The 18,946-nt window shown below is 53.6% G+C and carries 15 protein-coding genes, 3 tRNA genes, 3 rRNA genes and 1 pseudogene; 13 read left to right on the top strand and 9 right to left on the bottom strand.

What is annotated here, in order from left to right; all coding sequences use genetic code 11:
- Window positions 1-50: 50 nt before the first annotated feature.
- A complete protein-coding gene (gene tilS, locus C3F35_RS07580) occupies window positions 51-1,343 on the top strand; it encodes a tRNA lysidine(34) synthetase TilS (RefSeq protein WP_103792762.1) in 1,293 nt (430 codons plus the stop codon).
- 28 nt (window positions 1,344-1,371) lie between these two features.
- Here tilS and rof read toward each other — a convergent pair whose 3' ends face one another.
- Window positions 1,372-1,632, bottom strand: a complete 261-nt coding sequence (gene rof / locus C3F35_RS07575; RefSeq protein WP_059308693.1) for a Rho-binding antiterminator — start codon at window positions 1,630-1,632, stop codon at window positions 1,372-1,374.
- Window positions 1,619-1,819: a YaeP family protein gene (locus C3F35_RS07570; RefSeq protein ID WP_032616635.1), complete on the bottom strand. Its 201-nt coding sequence runs from the start codon at window positions 1,817-1,819 to the stop codon at window positions 1,619-1,621. The genes rof and C3F35_RS07570 overlap by 14 nt, the downstream gene beginning before the upstream one ends.
- Before the next feature lie 198 nt (window positions 1,820-2,017).
- Between C3F35_RS07570 and C3F35_RS07565 the strand changes: the two genes are divergently transcribed.
- From C3F35_RS07565 to nlpE, 3 genes are all read left to right on the top strand, one after another.
- The gene (locus tag C3F35_RS07565; RefSeq protein WP_032616636.1) at window positions 2,018-2,563 is read left to right on the top strand and encodes a YaeQ family protein; all 546 of its coding nucleotides are present in this window, start codon (window positions 2,018-2,020) and stop codon (window positions 2,561-2,563) included.
- Window positions 2,560-2,982 (top strand): alternative ribosome rescue aminoacyl-tRNA hydrolase ArfB, encoded by a 423-nt coding sequence (arfB, locus tag C3F35_RS07560; protein WP_032616638.1) that lies wholly within the window; start codon window positions 2,560-2,562, stop codon window positions 2,980-2,982. Before C3F35_RS07565 ends, arfB begins: the two co-directional genes overlap by 4 nt.
- An 85-nt stretch (window positions 2,983-3,067) precedes the next feature.
- Window positions 3,068-3,715 (top strand): envelope stress response activation lipoprotein NlpE, encoded by a 648-nt coding sequence (gene nlpE / locus C3F35_RS07555; RefSeq protein ID WP_233628972.1) that lies wholly within the window; start codon window positions 3,068-3,070, stop codon window positions 3,713-3,715.
- A 40-nt stretch (window positions 3,716-3,755) separates the two neighbouring features.
- On the opposite strand, the gene proS is transcribed toward nlpE, so the two are convergent.
- The 6 genes from proS to metN form a co-directional block, all read right to left on the bottom strand.
- A complete protein-coding gene (gene proS, locus C3F35_RS07550) occupies window positions 3,756-5,474 on the bottom strand; it encodes a proline--tRNA ligase (RefSeq protein WP_032616641.1) in 1,719 nt (572 codons plus the stop codon).
- 112 nt (window positions 5,475-5,586) lie between these two features.
- Window positions 5,587-6,294: a tRNA (N6-threonylcarbamoyladenosine(37)-N6)-methyltransferase TrmO gene (tsaA, locus tag C3F35_RS07545; RefSeq protein WP_103792763.1), complete on the bottom strand. Its 708-nt coding sequence runs from the start codon at window positions 6,292-6,294 to the stop codon at window positions 5,587-5,589.
- Window positions 6,291-6,695 carry an Rcs stress response system protein RcsF gene (gene rcsF / locus C3F35_RS07540; RefSeq protein ID WP_032616643.1) on the bottom strand — a complete coding sequence of 135 codons (405 nt, stop codon included), beginning with the start codon at window positions 6,693-6,695 and terminating at the stop codon, window positions 6,291-6,293. Before rcsF ends, tsaA begins: the two co-directional genes overlap by 4 nt.
- 107 nt (window positions 6,696-6,802) lie before the next feature.
- The gene (metQ, locus tag C3F35_RS07535; protein WP_032616644.1) at window positions 6,803-7,618 is read right to left on the bottom strand and encodes a methionine ABC transporter substrate-binding lipoprotein MetQ; all 816 of its coding nucleotides are present in this window, start codon (window positions 7,616-7,618) and stop codon (window positions 6,803-6,805) included.
- 39 nt (window positions 7,619-7,657) lie between these two features.
- Window positions 7,658-8,311, bottom strand: coding sequence for a methionine ABC transporter permease MetI (locus C3F35_RS07530; protein ID WP_032616645.1), 654 nt, complete (start codon window positions 8,309-8,311; stop codon window positions 7,658-7,660).
- Complete coding sequence (metN, locus tag C3F35_RS07525) at window positions 8,304-9,335, bottom strand: methionine ABC transporter ATP-binding protein MetN (RefSeq protein ID WP_059308690.1); 1,032 nt, start codon at window positions 9,333-9,335, stop codon at window positions 8,304-8,306. The genes C3F35_RS07530 and metN overlap by 8 nt, the downstream gene beginning before the upstream one ends.
- A 187-nt stretch (window positions 9,336-9,522) precedes the next feature.
- On the opposite strand from metN, the gene gmhB reads away from it, so the two are divergent.
- The 8 genes from gmhB (at window position 9,523) to dkgB (ending at window position 16,678) form a co-directional block, all read left to right on the top strand.
- Complete coding sequence (gene gmhB, locus C3F35_RS07520; protein WP_059308689.1) at window positions 9,523-10,089, top strand: D-glycero-beta-D-manno-heptose 1,7-bisphosphate 7-phosphatase; 567 nt, start codon at window positions 9,523-9,525, stop codon at window positions 10,087-10,089.
- Window positions 10,090-10,457: 368 nt separating this feature from the next.
- Window positions 10,458-11,997 (top strand): 16S ribosomal RNA (locus C3F35_RS07510).
- A 71-nt stretch (window positions 11,998-12,068) separates the two neighbouring features.
- Window positions 12,069-12,145: transfer RNA gene (locus tag C3F35_RS07505), tRNA-Ile, on the top strand.
- A 49-nt stretch (window positions 12,146-12,194) separates the two neighbouring features.
- A tRNA-Ala gene (locus C3F35_RS07500) sits at window positions 12,195-12,270 on the top strand.
- A 194-nt stretch (window positions 12,271-12,464) separates the two neighbouring features.
- Window positions 12,465-15,371: ribosomal RNA gene (locus C3F35_RS07495) — 23S ribosomal RNA — on the top strand.
- A gap of 93 nt (window positions 15,372-15,464) precedes the next feature.
- Window positions 15,465-15,580, top strand: a 5S ribosomal RNA gene (rrf, locus tag C3F35_RS07490).
- Together the 16S, 23S and 5S rRNA genes with 3 tRNA genes alongside form the textbook arrangement of a ribosomal RNA operon.
- Before the next feature lie 55 nt (window positions 15,581-15,635).
- Window positions 15,636-15,712: transfer RNA gene (locus C3F35_RS07485), tRNA-Asp, on the top strand.
- Between the two features lie 162 nt (window positions 15,713-15,874).
- Entirely contained in the window at window positions 15,875-16,678 is an 804-nt protein-coding gene (gene dkgB, locus C3F35_RS07480) for a 2,5-didehydrogluconate reductase DkgB (protein WP_103793494.1), read from the top strand.
- Between the two features lie 30 nt (window positions 16,679-16,708).
- On the opposite strand, the pseudogene yafC reads toward dkgB, so the two are convergent.
- Window positions 16,709-17,613: pseudogene (gene yafC, locus C3F35_RS07475) on the bottom strand (DNA-binding transcriptional regulator YafC); the annotation flags it as partial.
- A gap of 104 nt (window positions 17,614-17,717) precedes the next feature.
- On the opposite strand from yafC, the gene C3F35_RS07470 reads away from it, so the two are divergent.
- Window positions 17,718-18,893: an MFS transporter gene (locus C3F35_RS07470; protein WP_103793495.1), complete on the top strand. Its 1,176-nt coding sequence runs from the start codon at window positions 17,718-17,720 to the stop codon at window positions 18,891-18,893.
- The last annotated feature ends 53 nt before the right edge of the window (window positions 18,894-18,946 follow it).

The following is an 18,946-nucleotide window of genomic DNA, read 5'->3' as shown; positions in this document are numbered from 1 at the left end:
TGGGAATTGCCCGGTAACGTGCCGGGCATCTTCCTGCACAGATGATGACGATGACCACAGCCGATCTTCAGCACGCCCTCCACCCATACCGCCGACTGCTGGTGGGATTTAGCGGTGGCCTGGATTCCACGGTTTTGCTGCATCAGTTGATGCGCTGGCGTGAACAGGCGCCCGACCTAGAACTACGCGCTATCCACATTCACCACGGTCTCAGCCCGCACGCTGACAGTTGGGTGGCGCATTGCCAACGCCTCTGTCATGAATGGGATATTCCCCTGATCGTGGCGCGGGTGACGCTGGCGGAAGAGGGGCTGGGACTGGAAGCGCAGGCACGCAAGGCGCGATATGCCGCTTTTCACGAGGCGCTGTTACCCGGGGAAGCGCTGGTCACGGCGCAACACCTGGACGATCAGTGTGAAACCTTTTTGCTGGCGCTCAAGCGCGGTAGCGGCCCGGCAGGACTGTCGGCCATGCCTGTGCGGGCGCGTTTTGCCGATACCGAACAGATCCGTCCCCTGCTCGGCAAGACGCGAGAATCGCTGCTTGCCGAGGCGCAGCATTGGGGTCTTCGCTGGATTGAAGATGAAAGTAACCAGGACGACAGCTATGACCGCAATTTCCTGCGTCTGCGTGTAGTGCCCCTGTTGACACAACGCTGGCCCCATTTCGCACAAGCCACCTCCCGTAGCGCCACGCTGTGCGCGGAACAGGAGCAGCTCCTTGATGAACTGCTGGCTGATGAGCTGTCGTCCCTGGTTTCTGACGACGGGGCGCTGGCGATCGCGCCGCTGGAGGAGATGAGCGCGGTACGTCGGGCTGCACTCCTGCGAAGATGGCTGGCGGCACACGGGGCGTTAATGCCGTCGCGCGCTATGCTTACCCGGCTCTGGGATGAAGTGGCGCTTGCCAGGGAAGATGCGGCACCGCGGCTGCGTTCAGGTGAGGGAGAAATCAGGCGCTTTAAGGGGCAACTGTGGTGGGTAAAAAGCCACGCATCGCTTGCCGATCGGGTTATTGACTGGCCCTGTCTGGATCGGCCTCTGTTGCTACCGGAAGGGCTGGGTACTCTGCATCTCAACGCAGGCGGTAACTTGCGCCTGCCGCAGCCTGATGAGCCGGTGACGGTGCGCTTCCGGGCCAGCGGAACGATGCATATTGTCGGGCGAAACGGGGGGCGTAAGATCAAAAAAATCTGGCAGGAGCTTAATGTTGCGCCCTGGCGTCGGGATTCCACACCGCTGCTGTTTTACGGCGAAACGCTGGTGGCGGCTGCGGGCGTGTTTGTGACGCGGGAAGGCGTGGCGGATACGGATAAGGGTGTACAGCTGGAGTGGAATACGTAACGGACAGCAGGCTGCCCGTTACAGAGGATCAGGACTCGCTCACCACGACGGTGCCGATTTCGGGATGACTGAAGCTGGCGATTTTATCGAGACGGAGTTCACGCGTTGCGCCGCCGTCCTCGACCACCAGGTACTCCACATTTTTACGGGATACCAGATCGTTCGCCTTTGCCTTCAGGACTTCGCCATCTTTTAACGCCAGCGTTAAAACCAAATGATGCTGGCAGGCGAGTTCGAGGTTGTCATAGTCATCACAGTTGATGGGTTGATAAGTTTCATTCATTGACATAATCGCTCACCAGTAAATTCGCAGCAGCATAGGCTGCCTTTTCTCTGACCGATTCTGAAAGCGTGTCATCCGACGCTATTTCATTCAGAACTTTCAATACACAGCCCAACGCATCGGGGACATACCCCAGATCGCCGCTGGCAATTTCCGCATACCGTTTGCGAATTAGCTCACAATAATTATTCACATCCCCTCCTGCCAGCGCACTGACTTTACTGTGAGATACAATTAAGCCTACGAGCATTAACCCGGTTTAGCAAGGTGACTATACCATACTCATTTAAGCAATATCAGCAGGTTGATATAGCAGACATTCGCGAGCCTGTAACAGCCTTTTGGCAGAGATTTCGCTACAATGCGCACCTGATTCGAAAGGAGTTCTCTCATGGCGCTTAAAGCGACAATTTACAAAGCCGCGGTCAATGTGGCGGATTTAGACCGCAATCAGTTTCTGGATGCGACATTAACGCTGGCGCGTCATCCCTCTGAAACCCAGGAGCGCATGATGCTGCGTCTGCTGGCATGGATTAAGTATGCCAACGAGCGACTGCAGTTTACCCGCGGCTTAAGCGCGGAAGAGGAGCCAGAAGCCTGGCTGCGCAACGACCATATGGGTATCGATCTGTGGATTGAGCTTGGCCTGCCGGATGAGCGCCGTATTAAGAAAGCCTGCACCCAGTCTGCCGAAGTGGCGCTCTTCACCTATAACAGCCGCGCCGCGGAGATCTGGTGGCAGCAGAACAAGAATAAATGCTCGCAATTCAATAACCTGTCTGTCTGGTATCTGGATGATGAACAGTTGGCTAAGCTGAGTGCGTTTGCCGGTCGAACCATGATCCTGCAGGCGACGATCCAGGATGGGGCCATCTGGTTATCGGATGCTGAGAATAATCTGGAAATTCATCTTGTAGCCTGGCAGTCCCGCTCATGATTGTTCTGTCCCGAACGGTCAGCCTCCCTGATAATGACGTTGAGATCACCGCGATCCGCGCTCAGGGAGCGGGGGGCCAGCATGTGAATAAAACCTCAACGGCTATTCATCTGCGCTTTGACATTCGGGCATCCAGCCTGCCAGAGTACTATAAAGAACGTCTGTTGGCCGCCAGCCACCATCTGATCACCAGTGAAGGGGTGATTATTATCAAAGCCCAGGAGTACCGCAGCCAGGAGATGAACCGGGAAGCGGCGCTGGCCCGGCTGGTGGCGGTGATCCAGGAACTCACGGCAGTGCAAAAAAGCCGTCGGGCGACCCGTCCGACCCGCGCCTCGAAAGAGCGCCGCCTGGCGTCTAAGTCACAGAAATCATCCGTCAAGGCGCTGCGTGGCAAAGTTCGCCGTCCTCAGGATTAACGGGCGACAGTTGAGATACGATAAGGAATAAAAAGTGAAATCAGCGATATTTTCCGTGGTGGCAGCAAGCGCGCTGTTCGTCCTGATGGGGTGTCATAACCGTGCTGAGATGGAAGTGCTGGAACCGACCCAGGCAGAGGCGTTAAAACCCATGCAGCAGAGCTGGCGCGGTGTCTTGCCTTGCGCTGATTGCGAGGGTATCGAAACCTCGCTGTTTCTGGAAAAAGATGGCACCTGGGTAATGAACCAGCACTATCAGGGCGCCAAAGCCCCTTCCACCTTTGCCAGCTATGGTACATGGGCCAGAACTGCCGATAAGCTGGTGCTGACCGATACGGCGGGCGAAAAGCGTTATTTCCGTGCCAAAGGCGAAGGGCTGGAGATGCTCGACATGCAGGGCAACCCCATCGTGTCACAGTTTAACTACACGCTGGCACCCATAACCGCCGCGCTGCCGGCGACACCAATGGCGATGCGTGGCATGTATTTCTATATGGCTGATGCAGCGATCTTCACCGACTGTGCCACCGGCAAAAAGGTGAGTGTGGCAAATAACGCTCAGCTGGAGCGGGATTACGCAGCAGCGCGTGGGAATGATACTAAACCGGTGCTGCTCACGGTTGACGGTCACTTTACGCTGCAAGCTAACCCGGACAGCGGGGAAAAAATCAAAACGCTGGTGCCGGACCGCGACGCCAGGTTTGAAGCCGGTAAGAATTGCGACAGCAAATAACTGAAATAAAAAACCCCGCCGAAGCGGGGTTTTTTGTGGCTTATGCCTTGATGGCTTTCACCAGGTAATCAAGCACCTCACCGGTCTTGATCATCTGTTTCTCGCCGTTACGACGGTATTTGTACTCAATTTCGTCATTGTCGAGGTTACGATCACCGATAACCACAGTGTGTGGAATACCGATCAGTTCCATATCGGCAAACATCACGCCCGGACGCTCTTTACGATCGTCCATCAGCACTTCGATACCCTGCGCACGCAGCTCGCTATACAGCTTCTCGGCCAACTCCTGGACGCGATAAGACTTATGCATGTTCATCGGCAGGATTGCTACCTGGAACGGTGCAATGTTGTCCGGCCAGACGATACCGCGTTCGTCGTGGTTCTGCTCAATTGCAGCGGCAACCACGCGCGTTACCCCGATACCATAGCAACCCATGGTCAGGATCTGGTTACGGCCATCTTCGCCCTGTACGGATGCGTTCAGTGCCTGGGAATACTTGTTGCCCAGCTGGAAGATGTGGCCCACTTCGATACCGCGTTTGATCTGCAGCACGCCCTGGCCATCCGGGCTTGGATCGCCTGCGACCACATTACGAATGTCAGCCACTTCCGGGGTCGCTACGTCGCGATCCCAGTTGATGCCGAAGAAGTGTTTACCATCAACGTTGGCACCGGCAGAGAAATCGCTCATTGCCGCAACGGTACGGTCAATCACTACCGGGATCGGCATATTGACCGGGCCGAGAGAGCCTGGACCGGCATTCACCACCGCGCGGATTTCTGCTTCGGTCGCGAAGGTCAGTGGGCTGGCAACCTGTGGCAGTTTTTCTGCCTTAACTTCGTTCAGTTCGTGATCGCCACGCACCAGCAGGGCAACCAGCGGGTAGCTGCTGCCTTCAACCGCTTTCACCAGCAGCGTCTTAACGGTTTTTTCAACCGGCAGATTGAACTGCTCAACCAGCTCAGCAATGGTTTTGGCGTTCGGCGTATCAACCAGCGTCATCGCTTCAGTGGCTGCCGCGCGTGGCGTAGCGGGGGCCAGGGCTTCAGCAAACTCGATGTTGGCCGCGTAATCAGAGGTGTCAGAGAAGATCACATCATCTTCGCCGCTCTGCGCCAGCACCTGGAATTCATGGGATGCGCTACCGCCGATGGAACCGGTATCGGCCTGTACAGCACGGAAATCCAGACCCATACGGGTGAAGATTTTGCTGTACGCGTCGTACATCTTGTCATAGGTCTCTTGCAGTGATTCCTGTGAGGTATGGAAGGAGTACGCATCCTTCATCAGGAATTCACGGGAACGCATCACGCCAAAACGCGGGCGTACTTCGTCACGGAATTTGGTCTGGATCTGATAGAAATTCAGCGGCAGCTGTTTGTAAGAGCTCAGCTCATTACGGATCAGATCGGTGATCACTTCTTCATGCGTTGGACCCAGAACAAATGGGCGCTCGCCGCGGTCAACAAAGCGCAGTAATTCCGGGCCGTACTGCTCCCAACGACCACTCTCCGCCCACAAGTCTGCGGGCTGAACCACGGGCATGGACACCTCAATGGCACCGGCGTTATCCATCTCTTCACGCACGATGTTCTCGACTTTTCTCAGGACGCGCAGGCCGGTCGGCAGCCAGGTATACAACCCGGAGGCCAGCTTGCGGATCATCCCGGCGCGCAGCATCAGCTGATGGCTGATAACTTCGGCGTCGGCAGGTGTCTCCTTCAGTGTGGAGAGCAGATATTGGCTAGTACGCATGTTGTTACGGTTCCATTTCGACGATTGGAACAGGCTGACAGGGCAGCCTGACACAAAAAAAGTGGTTTAGTTTACCAGTGTGGCAATGATGCCAAAAGAGAAGAGAATAAAATTACTGCGGCTCGAGGGCAAACACTTCAAAGCCCGCCGCCGTAACGCGCCAGCGAACATTGAAGTCCAGCAACAAGACGGCGTAACTTTTCCCGGCTTCTTCTTCCTTGCGATAGGCTGGGCGAGGATCTTGCGCCAGCACCTCGACGATAAAATCCCGTAGGCGAGGGTAACGCTTTTCCAGTTGGATTAACGTGTGAACCAGCTCGTCGGTAAAGTACACCGGCATATCCGCCTGAGGGGCCTGCTGGGCATAGCTGGCACGCGCATCCGGCAAGGCTTCGGCAAAGGGCAGATAGGGTTTGATATCCACTACCGGCGTGCCGTCGACCAGATCCAGACTGCCCAGTTCGAGGATCACCTGGTCTTTTTGACAGCGGATGCCTTTCAGTTCAACGAGCGACATACCGACGGGGTTTGGGCGGAAGGTCGAGCGCGTGGCAAATATCCCCATCCTGGCATTACCGCCGAGACGAGGCGGGCGCACGGTTGGCCGCCAGCCGCCAGCCATGGTCTGATGAAAGATAAACAGCACCCACAGGTGGCTAAACGCTTCCAGTCCGCGCACGGCATCGGCCTGATTATACGGCGCGAGCAAGTGAAGTTCGCCGCCACCGCTTTTTACCAGCCCAGGCTGACGGGGTACGGCAAACTTCTCTTTATAAGGAGAGCGGATAACGCCTATCTGCTCGAACTGGAACACACTCATTTTGCCGAGACGTTAAGAGCAGTACCTACGCAAACAGCCTGGCGGTAGCAGCCTGGCGTGCCGCTGGTGACTTCGCAGCTGTGCAGCAGAACCGCATTGGCCTTCATTTTTGAGGCATTGATCTGCATGCGTTTACGTGCCGTTGGGATATTCGGCGGAGAGTCCTGATTGCTGGCCTGGCAAGATTCGCCGGAGACTTCACCCAGATCGCGGAACGGTTTACCGATTAACGCTTCAGCGCTGGTATAGATTTTGACTGGCGCAGGGCGTGGCGCTTTTGGTTTTTCAGGCTCCACTTTTGGCGGGGTTGCTGTGCTTTTAACAGGTTCAACAGGAGATCTGCTTAGCATAGAACAGCCGCTCAGCATCAGTGCTAAAAGACAGATCGGTAAAGCACGCATAATATTTCCTCTATGAATAATCAAATCGTCAGTTATTGAATCAGTTGCCTGCATAAATGACAAGACGGGCTTTCGCCCGTCATGAATGATATTACACAAAGGTCAGATTACCAGCCTTTAACTGCTCCGCCGTTAAAGACTTTGTTGGCTTCCTGGTAAACTTCATCAGACTGGTAAGCCTGTACGAATTTCTTCACGTTCTCCGCGTCTTTATTATCTTCACGGGTTACGATCAGGTTCACGTACGGGGAATCTTTGTCTTCAACGAAGATACCGTCTTTGGCTGGCGTCAGGTTGATCTGGCTGGCGTAAGTCGTGTTAATAACCGCCAGGGCGATCTGCGCATCGTCCAGAGAACGTGGCAGCTGTGGTGCTTCCAGCTCAACAATTTTCAGGTTCTTTGGATTGCCGGTAACGTCCAGAACGGTCGGCAGCAGGCCAACACCGTCTTTCAGCGTAATCAGGCCCACTTTCTGCAGCAGCAGCAGGGAACGACCGAGGTTAGTTGGATCGTTAGGTACCGCAACCTGAGAACCGTCCTGCAGCTCTTCTAACGATTTAATTTTCTTGGAGTAGCCCGCGATTGGATAAACGAAGGTATTTCCTGCCGCAACCAGCTTGTAGCCGCGATCTTTGATCTGCTGATCCAGGTACGGTTTGTGCTGGAAGGCATTAGCGTCGATATCGCCTTTGCTCAGTGCTTCGTTCGGCAGAACGTAATCGTTGAAAGTTACCAGCTCGACGTCGAGGCCATACTTCTCTTTCGCCACTTTGGCTGCCGTCTCTGCAACCTGCTGTTCCGCACCGACGATAACGCCCACTTTGATGTGATTTGGATCTTTTTCATCCTGACCGCAGCCTACCAGTGCCAGAGAGCCAATCAGCGCGCCTACCGCAGCAAAGGTCTTCAATTTAAACGCCATGTTCTTATCCTTAACTCGTCGAGTTTGTATTGTGTAACGTTATTTGTGCGTAACTGCCCGGACGATGCGATCGCCTGAGAATTGAATGAGATAAACCAGTACAACCAGCAGGACCAGCACGGTATTCATAACAGTGGCATTGTAGCCAATGTAGCCGTACTGATAACCGATCTGACCCAGACCGCCTGCACCGACAGCGCCGCCCATCGCAGAGTAACCCACCAGGGTAATCAGCGTGATGGTTGCCGCATTCACCAGACCCGGCAGGGCTTCTGGCAGTAAGATTTTGCGAACGATCTGCATCGGCGTTGCACCCATGGCGCGTGACGCTTCAATCAGACCTGACGGGATCTCTAACAATGCGTTCTCAACCATACGGGCGATAAATGGCGCCGCGCCTACAGTCAGGGGAACGATAGCCGCCTGCAGGCCGATGGAAGTTCCAACAATAACGCGGGTGAAGGGAATCATCCACACCAACAGAATAATGAAGGGAATAGAACGGAAGATGTTCACCAGCGCAGAGAGCGTGCGATACAGTTTTGCGTTCTCGATAATTTGACCCGGGCGGGTGACATACAGCAGTACGCCTACCGGCAGACCAATGACAAAACCGAAAAAGCCGGATACGAAGGTCATTGCCAGCGTTTCCCATACGCCGCGTGCCAGCAACCACATCATTGCCTCAGACATAACCCAGTACCTCTACTTTTACATGATGCTCTTGCAGCCAGGCGATAGCGGCCTGGGTATCCTGTTGTGTGCCGTGCATTTCGGTCAGCATGATGCCGAACTTCACGCCACCGGCGTAATCCATCTGCGCGCTAATAATATTGTTGTTCACGTTGAAACGACGGGCGGTTTCAGACAGCAGTGGGGCATCCACTGACTTGCCCGTAAATTCCATTCGCAGCATTGGCACGCTGTCGGTTGTTGGAGAGCTTTTTAAACGCGCCTGATAATCTTCCGGGATATCCAGATGTAATGTGGCCTGAATAAACTGCTGCGCCAGCGGGGTTTTGGGATGCGAGAACACCTCGCTCACGCTGTCTTGCTCAATCAGTTCACCCTGACTGATCACCGCCACGCAGTCGCAAATACGCTTAACCACGTCCATCTCGTGCGTAATAAGGAGGATCGTCAGTCCCAGGCGACGGTTAATGTCTTTTAATAGTTCCAGAATCGAGCGGGTAGTTGCAGGATCCAGGGCGCTGGTGGCTTCGTCACAGAGCAACACTTTTGGATTGCTTGCCAGCGCACGTGCAATGGCCACGCGCTGTTTTTGCCCGCCGGATAAGTTAGCAGGGTAGATATCATGCTTATCGCTCAGACCGACCAGATCCAGCAGCTCAGTAACGCGACGTTTGATTTCGTCTTTTGGCGTATTGTCCAGCTCCAGCGGCAAGGCGACGTTGCCAAATACGGTGCGGGAGGAGAGCAGGTTAAAGTGCTGGAAGATCATGCCAATCTGGCGGCGAGCTTTGGTTAAATCCGTTTCGGAAAGGGTTGTCAGCTCCTGGCCATCAACCTGAACCTGACCTTTAGTCGGGCGTTCGAGCAGGTTAACGCAACGGATGAGCGTACTTTTACCTGCACCGGAGGCACCAATGACGCCATAAATCTGTCCAGCCGGAACATGCAGGCTAACGTTGTTCAACGCCTGAATGGTTCGGTTCCCTTGCTGGAACACTTTGGTGATATTCGAAAGTTTAATCATTAGATTATTTTTATCGTATGTAAGTTAGCCGTGGCATTTTCTGCTGCCTTATACGGGCGATGACCGTCAACAAAATGGATGTTAAGGCATCCAGACGTCTAAATCAATCCAACTCTGCGTGATGAGCACTTTATTGCGCGGTGATTCATGAGATACTAACCGGACATCCCTTTTCAGGAGCAAACCGGTGGCAAAATCAGTACCCGCAATTTTTCTCGATCGTGACGGCACTATTAATGTTGATCATGGCTACGTGCATGAGATAGACGAATTTGAATTCATCGATGGCGTTATTGATGCCATGCGTGAATTAAAAGAGATGGGTTTTGCGCTGGTGGTCGTCACCAACCAGTCAGGTATCGCGCGCGGTAAATTCACCGAAGCACAGTTTGAGACATTAACTGAATGGATGGACTGGTCATTGGCCGATCGTGGCGTCGACCTGGACGGTATCTATTATTGTCCTCATCACCCGCAAGGAACCGTGGACGAATATCGTCAGACCTGTGATTGCCGTAAACCGCATCCGGGCATGCTCATCTCGGCACAAGAGTTCCTTCATATAGATATGAGCGCTTCATATATGGTGGGCGACAAACTGGAAGATATGCAGGCAGCTGCCGCAGCAGGTGTCGGTCATAAAATTCTGGTGCGTACCGGCAAACCCGTTACGCCAGAAGCAGAAAATGCAGCGGATTGGGTGATTAATAGCCTTGCAGCACTGCCGGAAACCATCAAAAAGCAGCAAAAATAGGCGTTATGGCCAAAAGGTGAGCGGTTGAAATAAAATTGTCTTTTTCCGCTTGTCACCGCCAGAGAACTCCCTATAATGCGCCTCCATCGACACGGCAGATGTGAATCACTTCACACAAGCAGCCGGGCCGGTTGAAGAGAAAAGCGTGAAATAATCGCTTGACTCTGAAAGAGGAAAGCGTAATATACGCCACCTCGCAACGGTGAGCGAAAGCCGCGTTGCACTGCTCTTTAACAATTTATCAGACAATCTGTGTGGGCACTCAAAGTGACATGGATTCTTAATGTCGAAAGACAATAAATGAATACCAAGTCTCTGAGTGAACATACGTAATTCATTACGAAGTTTAATTCACGAGCATCAAACTTAAATTGAAGAGTTTGATCATGGCTCAGATTGAACGCTGGCGGCAGGCCTAACACATGCAAGTCGAACGGTAGCACAGAGAGCTTGCTCTCGGGTGACGAGTGGCGGACGGGTGAGTAATGTCTGGGAAACTGCCTGATGGAGGGGGATAACTACTGGAAACGGTAGCTAATACCGCATAACGTCGCAAGACCAAAGAGGGGGACCTTCGGGCCTCTTGCCATCAGATGTGCCCAGATGGGATTAGCTAGTAGGTGGGGTAATGGCTCACCTAGGCGACGATCCCTAGCTGGTCTGAGAGGATGACCAGCCACACTGGAACTGAGACACGGTCCAGACTCCTACGGGAGGCAGCAGTGGGGAATATTGCACAATGGGCGCAAGCCTGATGCAGCCATGCCGCGTGTATGAAGAAGGCCTTCGGGTTGTAAAGTACTTTCAGCGGGGAGGAAGGTGTTGTGGTTAATAACCGCAGCAATTGACGTTACCCGCAGAAGAAGCACCGGCTAACTCCGTGCCAGCAGCCGCGGTAATACGGAGGGTGCAAGCGTTAATCGGAATTACTGGGCGTAAAGCGCACGCAGGCGGTCTGTCAAGTCGGATGTGAAATCCCCGGGCTCAACCTGGGAACTGCATTCGAAACTGGCAGGCTAGAGTCTTGTAGAGGGGGGTAGAATTCCAGGTGTAGCGGTGAAATGCGTAGAGATCTGGAGGAATACCGGTGGCGAAGGCGGCCCCCTGGACAAAGACTGACGCTCAGGTGCGAAAGCGTGGGGAGCAAACAGGATTAGATACCCTGGTAGTCCACGCCGTAAACGATGTCGACTTGGAGGTTGTTCCCTTGAGGAGTGGCTTCCGGAGCTAACGCGTTAAGTCGACCGCCTGGGGAGTACGGCCGCAAGGTTAAAACTCAAATGAATTGACGGGGGCCCGCACAAGCGGTGGAGCATGTGGTTTAATTCGATGCAACGCGAAGAACCTTACCTACTCTTGACATCCAGAGAACTTAGCAGAGATGCTTTGGTGCCTTCGGGAACTCTGAGACAGGTGCTGCATGGCTGTCGTCAGCTCGTGTTGTGAAATGTTGGGTTAAGTCCCGCAACGAGCGCAACCCTTATCCTTTGTTGCCAGCGGCTAGGCCGGGAACTCAAAGGAGACTGCCAGTGATAAACTGGAGGAAGGTGGGGATGACGTCAAGTCATCATGGCCCTTACGAGTAGGGCTACACACGTGCTACAATGGCGCATACAAAGAGAAGCGACCTCGCGAGAGCAAGCGGACCTCATAAAGTGCGTCGTAGTCCGGATTGGAGTCTGCAACTCGACTCCATGAAGTCGGAATCGCTAGTAATCGTAGATCAGAATGCTACGGTGAATACGTTCCCGGGCCTTGTACACACCGCCCGTCACACCATGGGAGTGGGTTGCAAAAGAAGTAGGTAGCTTAACCTTCGGGAGGGCGCTTACCACTTTGTGATTCATGACTGGGGTGAAGTCGTAACAAGGTAACCGTAGGGGAACCTGCGGTTGGATCACCTCCTTACCTTAAAGAACCTGCCTTTGTAGTGTCCACACAGATTGTCTGATGAAAAAGAAGCAGTAAAAAATCTCTGCAGGCTTGTAGCTCAGGTGGTTAGAGCGCACCCCTGATAAGGGTGAGGTCGGTGGTTCAAGTCCACTCAGGCCTACCAGACTCCTTGTAATAAAGGATGAGCGGTACAGAGATTAGCATTTTGCGATGGGGTTATAGCTCAGCTGGGAGAGCGCCTGCCTTGCACGCAGGAGGTCTGCGGTTCGATCCCGCATAGCTCCACCATCCTTTTACTGCGACCACAAGAAAACTTCAGAGTGTACCTGAAAAGGTGCGCTGCGAAGTTTTGCTCTTTAAAAATCTGGATCAAGCTGAAAATTGAAACGACGCACTGTGTCTGTTCTCCGTAATAAGAGCAGATGAAGGTGTGGTCGGGTCTCGGATTTCGCAATCAGAAGTGAAACAGCTTCGGGTTGTGAGGTTAAGCGACCAAGCGTACACGGTGGATGCCTAGGCAGTCAGAGGCGATGAAGGACGTGCTAATCTGCGATAAGCGCCGGTAAGGTGATATGAACCGTTATAACCGGCGATTTCCGAATGGGGAAACCCAGTGTGACTCGTCACACTATCGTTAAGTGAATACATAGCTTAACGAAGCGAACCAGGGGAACTGAAACATCTAAGTACCCTGAGGAAAAGAAATCAACCGAGATTCCCCCAGTAGCGGCGAGCGAACGGGGAGCAGCCCAGAGTCTGAATCAGCATGTGTGTCAGTGGAAGCGTCTGGAAAGTCGCAGGGTACAGGGTGATACTCCCGTACACGAAGATACACCTGCTGTGAACTCGAAGAGTAGGGCGGGACACGTGGTATCCTGTCTGAATATGGGGGGACCATCCTCCAAGGCTAAATACTCCTGACTGACCGATAGTGAACCAGTACCGTGAGGGAAAGGCGAAAAGAACCCCGGCGAGGGGAGTGAAAAAGAACCTGAAACCGTGTACGTACAAGCAGTGGGAGCACCCTTGTGGTGTGACTGCGTACCTTTTGTATAATGGGTCAGCGACTTATATTCTGTAGCAAGGTTAACCGTATAGGGGAGCCGAAGGGAAACCGAGTCTTAACTGGGCGTTAAGTTGCAGGGTATAGACCCGAAACCCGGTGATCTAGCCATGGGCAGGTTGAAGGTTGGGTAACACTAACTGGAGGACCGAACCGACTAATGTTGAAAAATTAGCGGATGACCTGTGGCTGGGGGTGAAAGGCCAATCAAACCGGGAGATAGCTGGTTCTCCCCGAAAGCTATTTAGGTAGCGCCTCGTGAATTCATCTCCGGGGGTAGAGCACTGTTTCGGCTAGGGGGCCATCCCGGCTTACCAACCCGATGCAAACTGCGAATACCGGAGAATGTTATCACGGGAGACACACGGCGGGTGCTAACGTCCGTCGTGAAGAGGGAAACAACCCAGACCGCCAGCTAAGGTCCCAAAGTCATGGTTAAGTGGGAAACGATGTGGGAAGGCACAGACAGCCAGGATGTTGGCTTAGAAGCAGCCATCATTTAAAGAAAGCGTAATAGCTCACTGGTCGAGTCGGCCTGCGCGGAAGATGTAACGGGGCTAAACCATGCACCGAAGCTGCGGCAGCGACACTTAGGTGTTGTTGGGTAGGGGAGCGTTCTGTAAGCCGTCGAAGGTGACCTGTGAGGGTTGCTGGAGGTATCAGAAGTGCGAATGCTGACATAAGTAACGATAAAGCGGGTGAAAAGCCCGCTCGCCGGAAGACCAAGGGTTCCTGTCCAACGTTAATCGGGGCAGGGTGAGTCGACCCCTAAGGCGAGGCCGAAAGGCGTAGTCGATGGGAAACAGGTTAATATTCCTGTACTCGGTGTTACTGCGAAGGGGGGACGGAGAAGGCTATGTTGGCCGGGCGACGGTTGTCCCGGTTTAAGCATGTAGGCGGAGGTTCCAGGTAAATCCGGTACCTTATTAACGCTGAGGTGTGATGACGAGGCACTACGGTGCTGAAGTAACAAATGCCCTGCTTCCAGGAAAAGCCTCTAAGCATCAGGTAACATCAAATCGTACCCCAAACCGACACAGGTGGTCAGGTAGAGAATACCAAGGCGCTTGAGAGAACTCGGGTGAAGGAACTAGGCAAAATGGTGCCGTAACTTCGGGAGAAGGCACGCTGATATGTAGGTGAAGCCCCTGCGGGTGGAGCTGAAATCAGTCGAAGATACCAGCTGGCTGCAACTGTTTATTAAAAACACAGCACTGTGCAAACACGAAAGTGGACGTATACGGTGTGACGCCTGCCCGGTGCCGGAAGGTTAATTGATGGGGTTAGCGGCAACGCGAAGCTCTTGATCGAAGCCCCGGTAAACGGCGGCCGTAACTATAACGGTCCTAAGGTAGCGAAATTCCTTGTCGGGTAAGTTCCGACCTGCACGAATGGCGTAATGATGGCCAGGCTGTCTCCACCCGAGACTCAGTGAAATTGAAATCGCTGTGAAGATGCAGTGTACCCGCGGCAAGACGGAAAGACCCCGTGAACCTTTACTATAGCTTGACACTGAACACTGGTCCTTGATGTGTAGGATAGGTGGGAGGCTTTGAAGCGTGGACGCCAGTCTGCGTGGAGCCATCCTTGAAATACCACCCTTTAATGGCTGGTGTTCTAACGTGGACCCGTTACCCGGGTTGCGGACAGTGTCTGGTGGGTAGTTTGACTGGGGCGGTCTCCTCCTAAAGAGTAACGGAGGAGCACGAAGGTTAGCTAATCCTGGTCGGACATCAGGAGGTTAGTGCAATGGCATAAGCTAGCTTGACTGCGAGAGTGACGGCTCGAGCAGGTGCGAAAGCAGGTCATAGTGATCCGGTGGTTCTGTATGGAAGGGCCATCGCTCAACGGATAAAAGGTACTCCGGGGATAACAGGCTGATACCGCCCAAGAGTTCATATCGACGGCGGTGTTTGGCACCTCGATGTCGGCTCATCACATCCTGGGGCTGAAGTAGGTCCCAAGGGTACGGCTGTTCGCCGTTTAAAGTGGTACGCGAGCTGGGTTTAGAACGTCGTGAGACAGTTCGGTCCCTATCTGCCGTGGGCGCTGGAGAATTGAGGGGGGCTGCTCCTAGTACGAGAGGACCGGAGTGGACGCATCACTGGTGTTCGGGTTGTCATGCCAATGGCACTGCCCGGTAGCTAAATGCGGAAAAGATAAGTGCTGAAAGCATCTAAGCACGAAACTTGCCCCGAGATGAGTTCTCCCTGAGCCTTTAAGGCTCCTGAAGGAACGTTGAAGACGACGACGTTGATAGGTCGGGTGTGTAAGCGCAGCGATGCGTTGAGCTAACCGATACTAATGAACCGTGAGGCTTAACCTTACAACGCCGAAGCTGTTTTCGGTGACTGAGACAATTTTCAGCTGATACCGGATTAACCGGGTGGCCCGCGAGGCGGCCCGGAAACAGAATTTGCCTGGCGGCTGTAGCGCGGTGGTCCCACCTGACCCCATGCCGAACTCAGAAGTGAAACGCCGTAGCGCCGATGGTAGTGTGGGGTCTCCCCATGCGAGAGTAGGGAACTGCCAGGCATCAAATTACGTAGTGAACCGGGGCAGTAACCCGGTGGTTACAGAAGTATTCGGTGGAGCGGTAGTTCAGTCGGTTAGAATACCTGCCTGTCACGCAGGGGGTCGCGGGTTCGAGTCCCGTCCGTTCCGCCACTTATTGAAAGCCCTGAGCTAACGCTCAGGGCTTTTTTCTTGTCTGTTTTTTAATTATTGCCATAAATGCAAAAATCCTCTGCTTAATACGCTCTTTTTTCAAATAGCCACAGCAGTAATAATCCTCTTTGTTAGCAAACATGATGAAAAAAGAGGAATTCAATGGCTATCCCTGCATTTGGTCTCGGCACTTTCCGCCTGAAAGACGACGTTGTAATCGCATCCGTTAAAACTGCTCTCGAACTGGGTTATCGCGCCCTTGATACCGCACAGATCTACGATAACGAAGCCGCTGTCGGTCAGGCCATCGAAGAGAGCGGTGTACCGCGCGACGCACTTTTTATCACCACCAAGATCTGGATTGAAAATCTCAGCAAAGAGAAGTTAATCCCAAGCCTGAAAGAGAGCCTGAAAAAGCTGCGTACTGATTATGTCGATCTCACCTTGATCCACTGGCCATCACCGAACGATGCGGTAGCGGTTGAAGAGTTTATGCAGGCATTGCTGGAAGCCAAATCCCAGGGGCTGACGCGCGAAATAGGAATTTCTAACTTCACTATCCCATTGATGGAAAAAGCTATTGCGGCTGTCGGCGCAGAAAATATCGCGACCAATCAGATCGAGCTTTCTCCTTACCTGCAAAACCGTCAGGTGGTGGAATGGGCGCAGCAGCATGGCATCCATATTACCTCTTATATGACGCTGGCTTACGGCAAAGCGCTGAAAGACGAAACCATTCTGCGTATCGCTGCTAAACATAGTGCCACTGCTGCTCAGGTTATCCTGGCGTGGGCGATGGGAGAGGGTTATGCGGTGATCCCTTCTTCAACCAAACGTGAAAATCTGGCAAGTAACCTGCTGGCTCAGGATCTGACGCTGGATCAGGAGGATAAAAAAGCGATCGCAGCACTGGATTGCAACGATCGCCTGGTCAGCCCGGAAGGTCTGGCGCCGAAGTGGGATTAATTTAACCCCCCGCTTCTGTACCCTTAACCCTCTTACAGCTCCTTCGGGAGCTGTTTTACATGCTCGCTCAGAAAGTCGATAAAGGCCCGAATTCGGGTGCTTACCGCTCTGTCGCTGTAGTAGACCGCACTAAAGGGCATCTCTACCGGCAGACGTTTATCGGCCATCAGCTCGACCAACTCGCCCCGGGCTATCTCTTTATCAATCATATAATCCGAAAGACAGGCAATCCCGTTCCCTTCAAGGCATAACTGCTTGAGCGTCTCGCCACTGTTCGAAGATAAGCCGCTGACCACTTCATGAAGTTGGCCATCATGGCAGGCGAGGGGCCAGGTATTAAGGGATACCGGTTCCGTGAAGCCCAGGCACAGATGCTGCTTAAGCTCCTCAATCGTCTCAGGCTTGCCAAACCGGGCTATATAGGCCGGGGAGGCGATAACTTTGCGATAACTGGTGAACAACGGGCGTGCCCGCAGGCTGGAATCGGTCAGCGTCCCGGCGCGGATCGCCACATCCACTTTGCGCTCAATCAGATTAATGAAGGTTTCAGACGAGACCAGAGACAAAGTCATTTCAGGATAACGTTCGCGGAAAGGTTTAATCAACGGCATCAGGAAATGCAGCACTACAGGCGTGGCGGCGTCAATGCGTAACAGGCCGCGTGGCGTGCTACGCGTTTCCATAATTTCCGTTTCTGCCGCCGCCATCTCCTGCAGAATAGACTGCACGCGCCGAAAATAACGTTCGCCTTCCTCGGTCAGGCTTAGCTGACGGGTCGTCCGGTTAAGCAGGCTAACACCCAGCTTCATCTCCAGCTTTTTGACCGACCGGCTGACGGCGGAGTTCGCCTGACCCAGCTGTTCGGCGGCACGGCTGAAACTACCGCTCTCCACGACGGCGACGAAGATCGCCAGTTCCTCAGAGGTTGCTTTCATTGTTGCTTAATCCGCAAAATTATATTGATACTTTGAGCATTTTTGTTATTTAAACACTGGCGCATACTCCGTGTCATCTTAATCCTGATGAGACGGAGTTTTTTATGCCTCTGGCGCTACTTGCCCTGACGATCAGTGCCTTCGCAATCGGCACTACCGAATTTGTTATTGTAGGTCTGGTTCCTACGATTGCGGACCAGCTTGCTATCTCACTGCCTTCGGCAGGTTTGCTGGTCTCCATCTATGCCCTTGGTGTCGCGATTGGCGCGCCGGTGCTGACCGCATTAACCGGTCGCCTGCCGCGTAAGCAGTTGCTGATGGCCTTAATGGTGTTATTCACTGCCGGAAACATTCTTGCCTGGCAGGCACCTGATTACACGACACTGGTCATTGCCCGCCTGCTGACGGGTCTTGCCCATGGCGTCTTCTTCTCCATCGGCTCAACCATCGCGACGAGTCTGGTACCTAAAGAGAAAGCGGCCTCGGCCATTGCCATCATGTTTGGTGGTTTAACCGTGGCGCTGGTTACCGGTGTGCCGCTGGGAACCTTTATTGGTCAGCATTTTGGCTGGCGTGAAACCTTCCTGGCGGTCTCGCTGCTCGGGGTCATTGCGTTGATCAGCAGCCTGGTACTGATCCCATCGAACATTCCAGGTCGTGCTGCAGCGACGTTGCGCGATCAGCTAAAGGTCCTGACCCATCCACGTCTGCTCATGATCTATGCCATTACGGCGCTGGGTTATGGCGGTGTGTTTACCGCGTTTACCTTCCTGGCGCCAATGATGCAGGATCTGGCTGGCTTCTCTCCGAGTGCAGTCAGTTGGATCCTGTTGGGTTATGGCGTTTCGGTAGCAATCGGCAACATCTGGGGCGGCAAGCTGGCAGATAAACACGGCGCCGTTCCGGCATTGAAAATTATCTTTGCCGCGCTGGTTATCCTGCTGCTGGTCTTCCAGTTCACTGCCTCAATGCAGTATGCCGCACTGGCGACGGTACTGGTGATGGGGATCTTCGCCTTCGGCAACGTACCGGGCTTGCAGGTTTATGTGGTGCAGAAAGCCGAGCTGTATACCCCCAACGCTGTCGATGTGGCGTCTGGTTTGAACATTGCCGCTTTCAATGTTGGGATTGCGCTCGGGTCTATTATTGGTGGGCAGACCGTTGAACACTTCGGTCTGGCGCAAACTCCGTGGATTGGTGCCGTTATCGTTCTTGTCGCATTTTTGTTGATTGGCCTGAGTGGTCGTCTGGATAATCCCGCTCGTGTTGTGCCGGAATAAGCCTGGTGTAAGCACTTGCTAACAAAACGAAACAGCGGTTTATCCGTAATTGC

Origin of the sequence: Leclercia sp. LSNIH3 (assembly GCF_002935105.1) — a bacterium.
Lineage (GTDB): Bacteria > Pseudomonadota > Gammaproteobacteria > Enterobacterales > Enterobacteriaceae > Enterobacter > Enterobacter adecarboxylatus.
The sequence above is the reverse complement of the archived record's forward strand: the minus strand, read 5'-3'. Positions and strand labels throughout refer to the sequence as shown.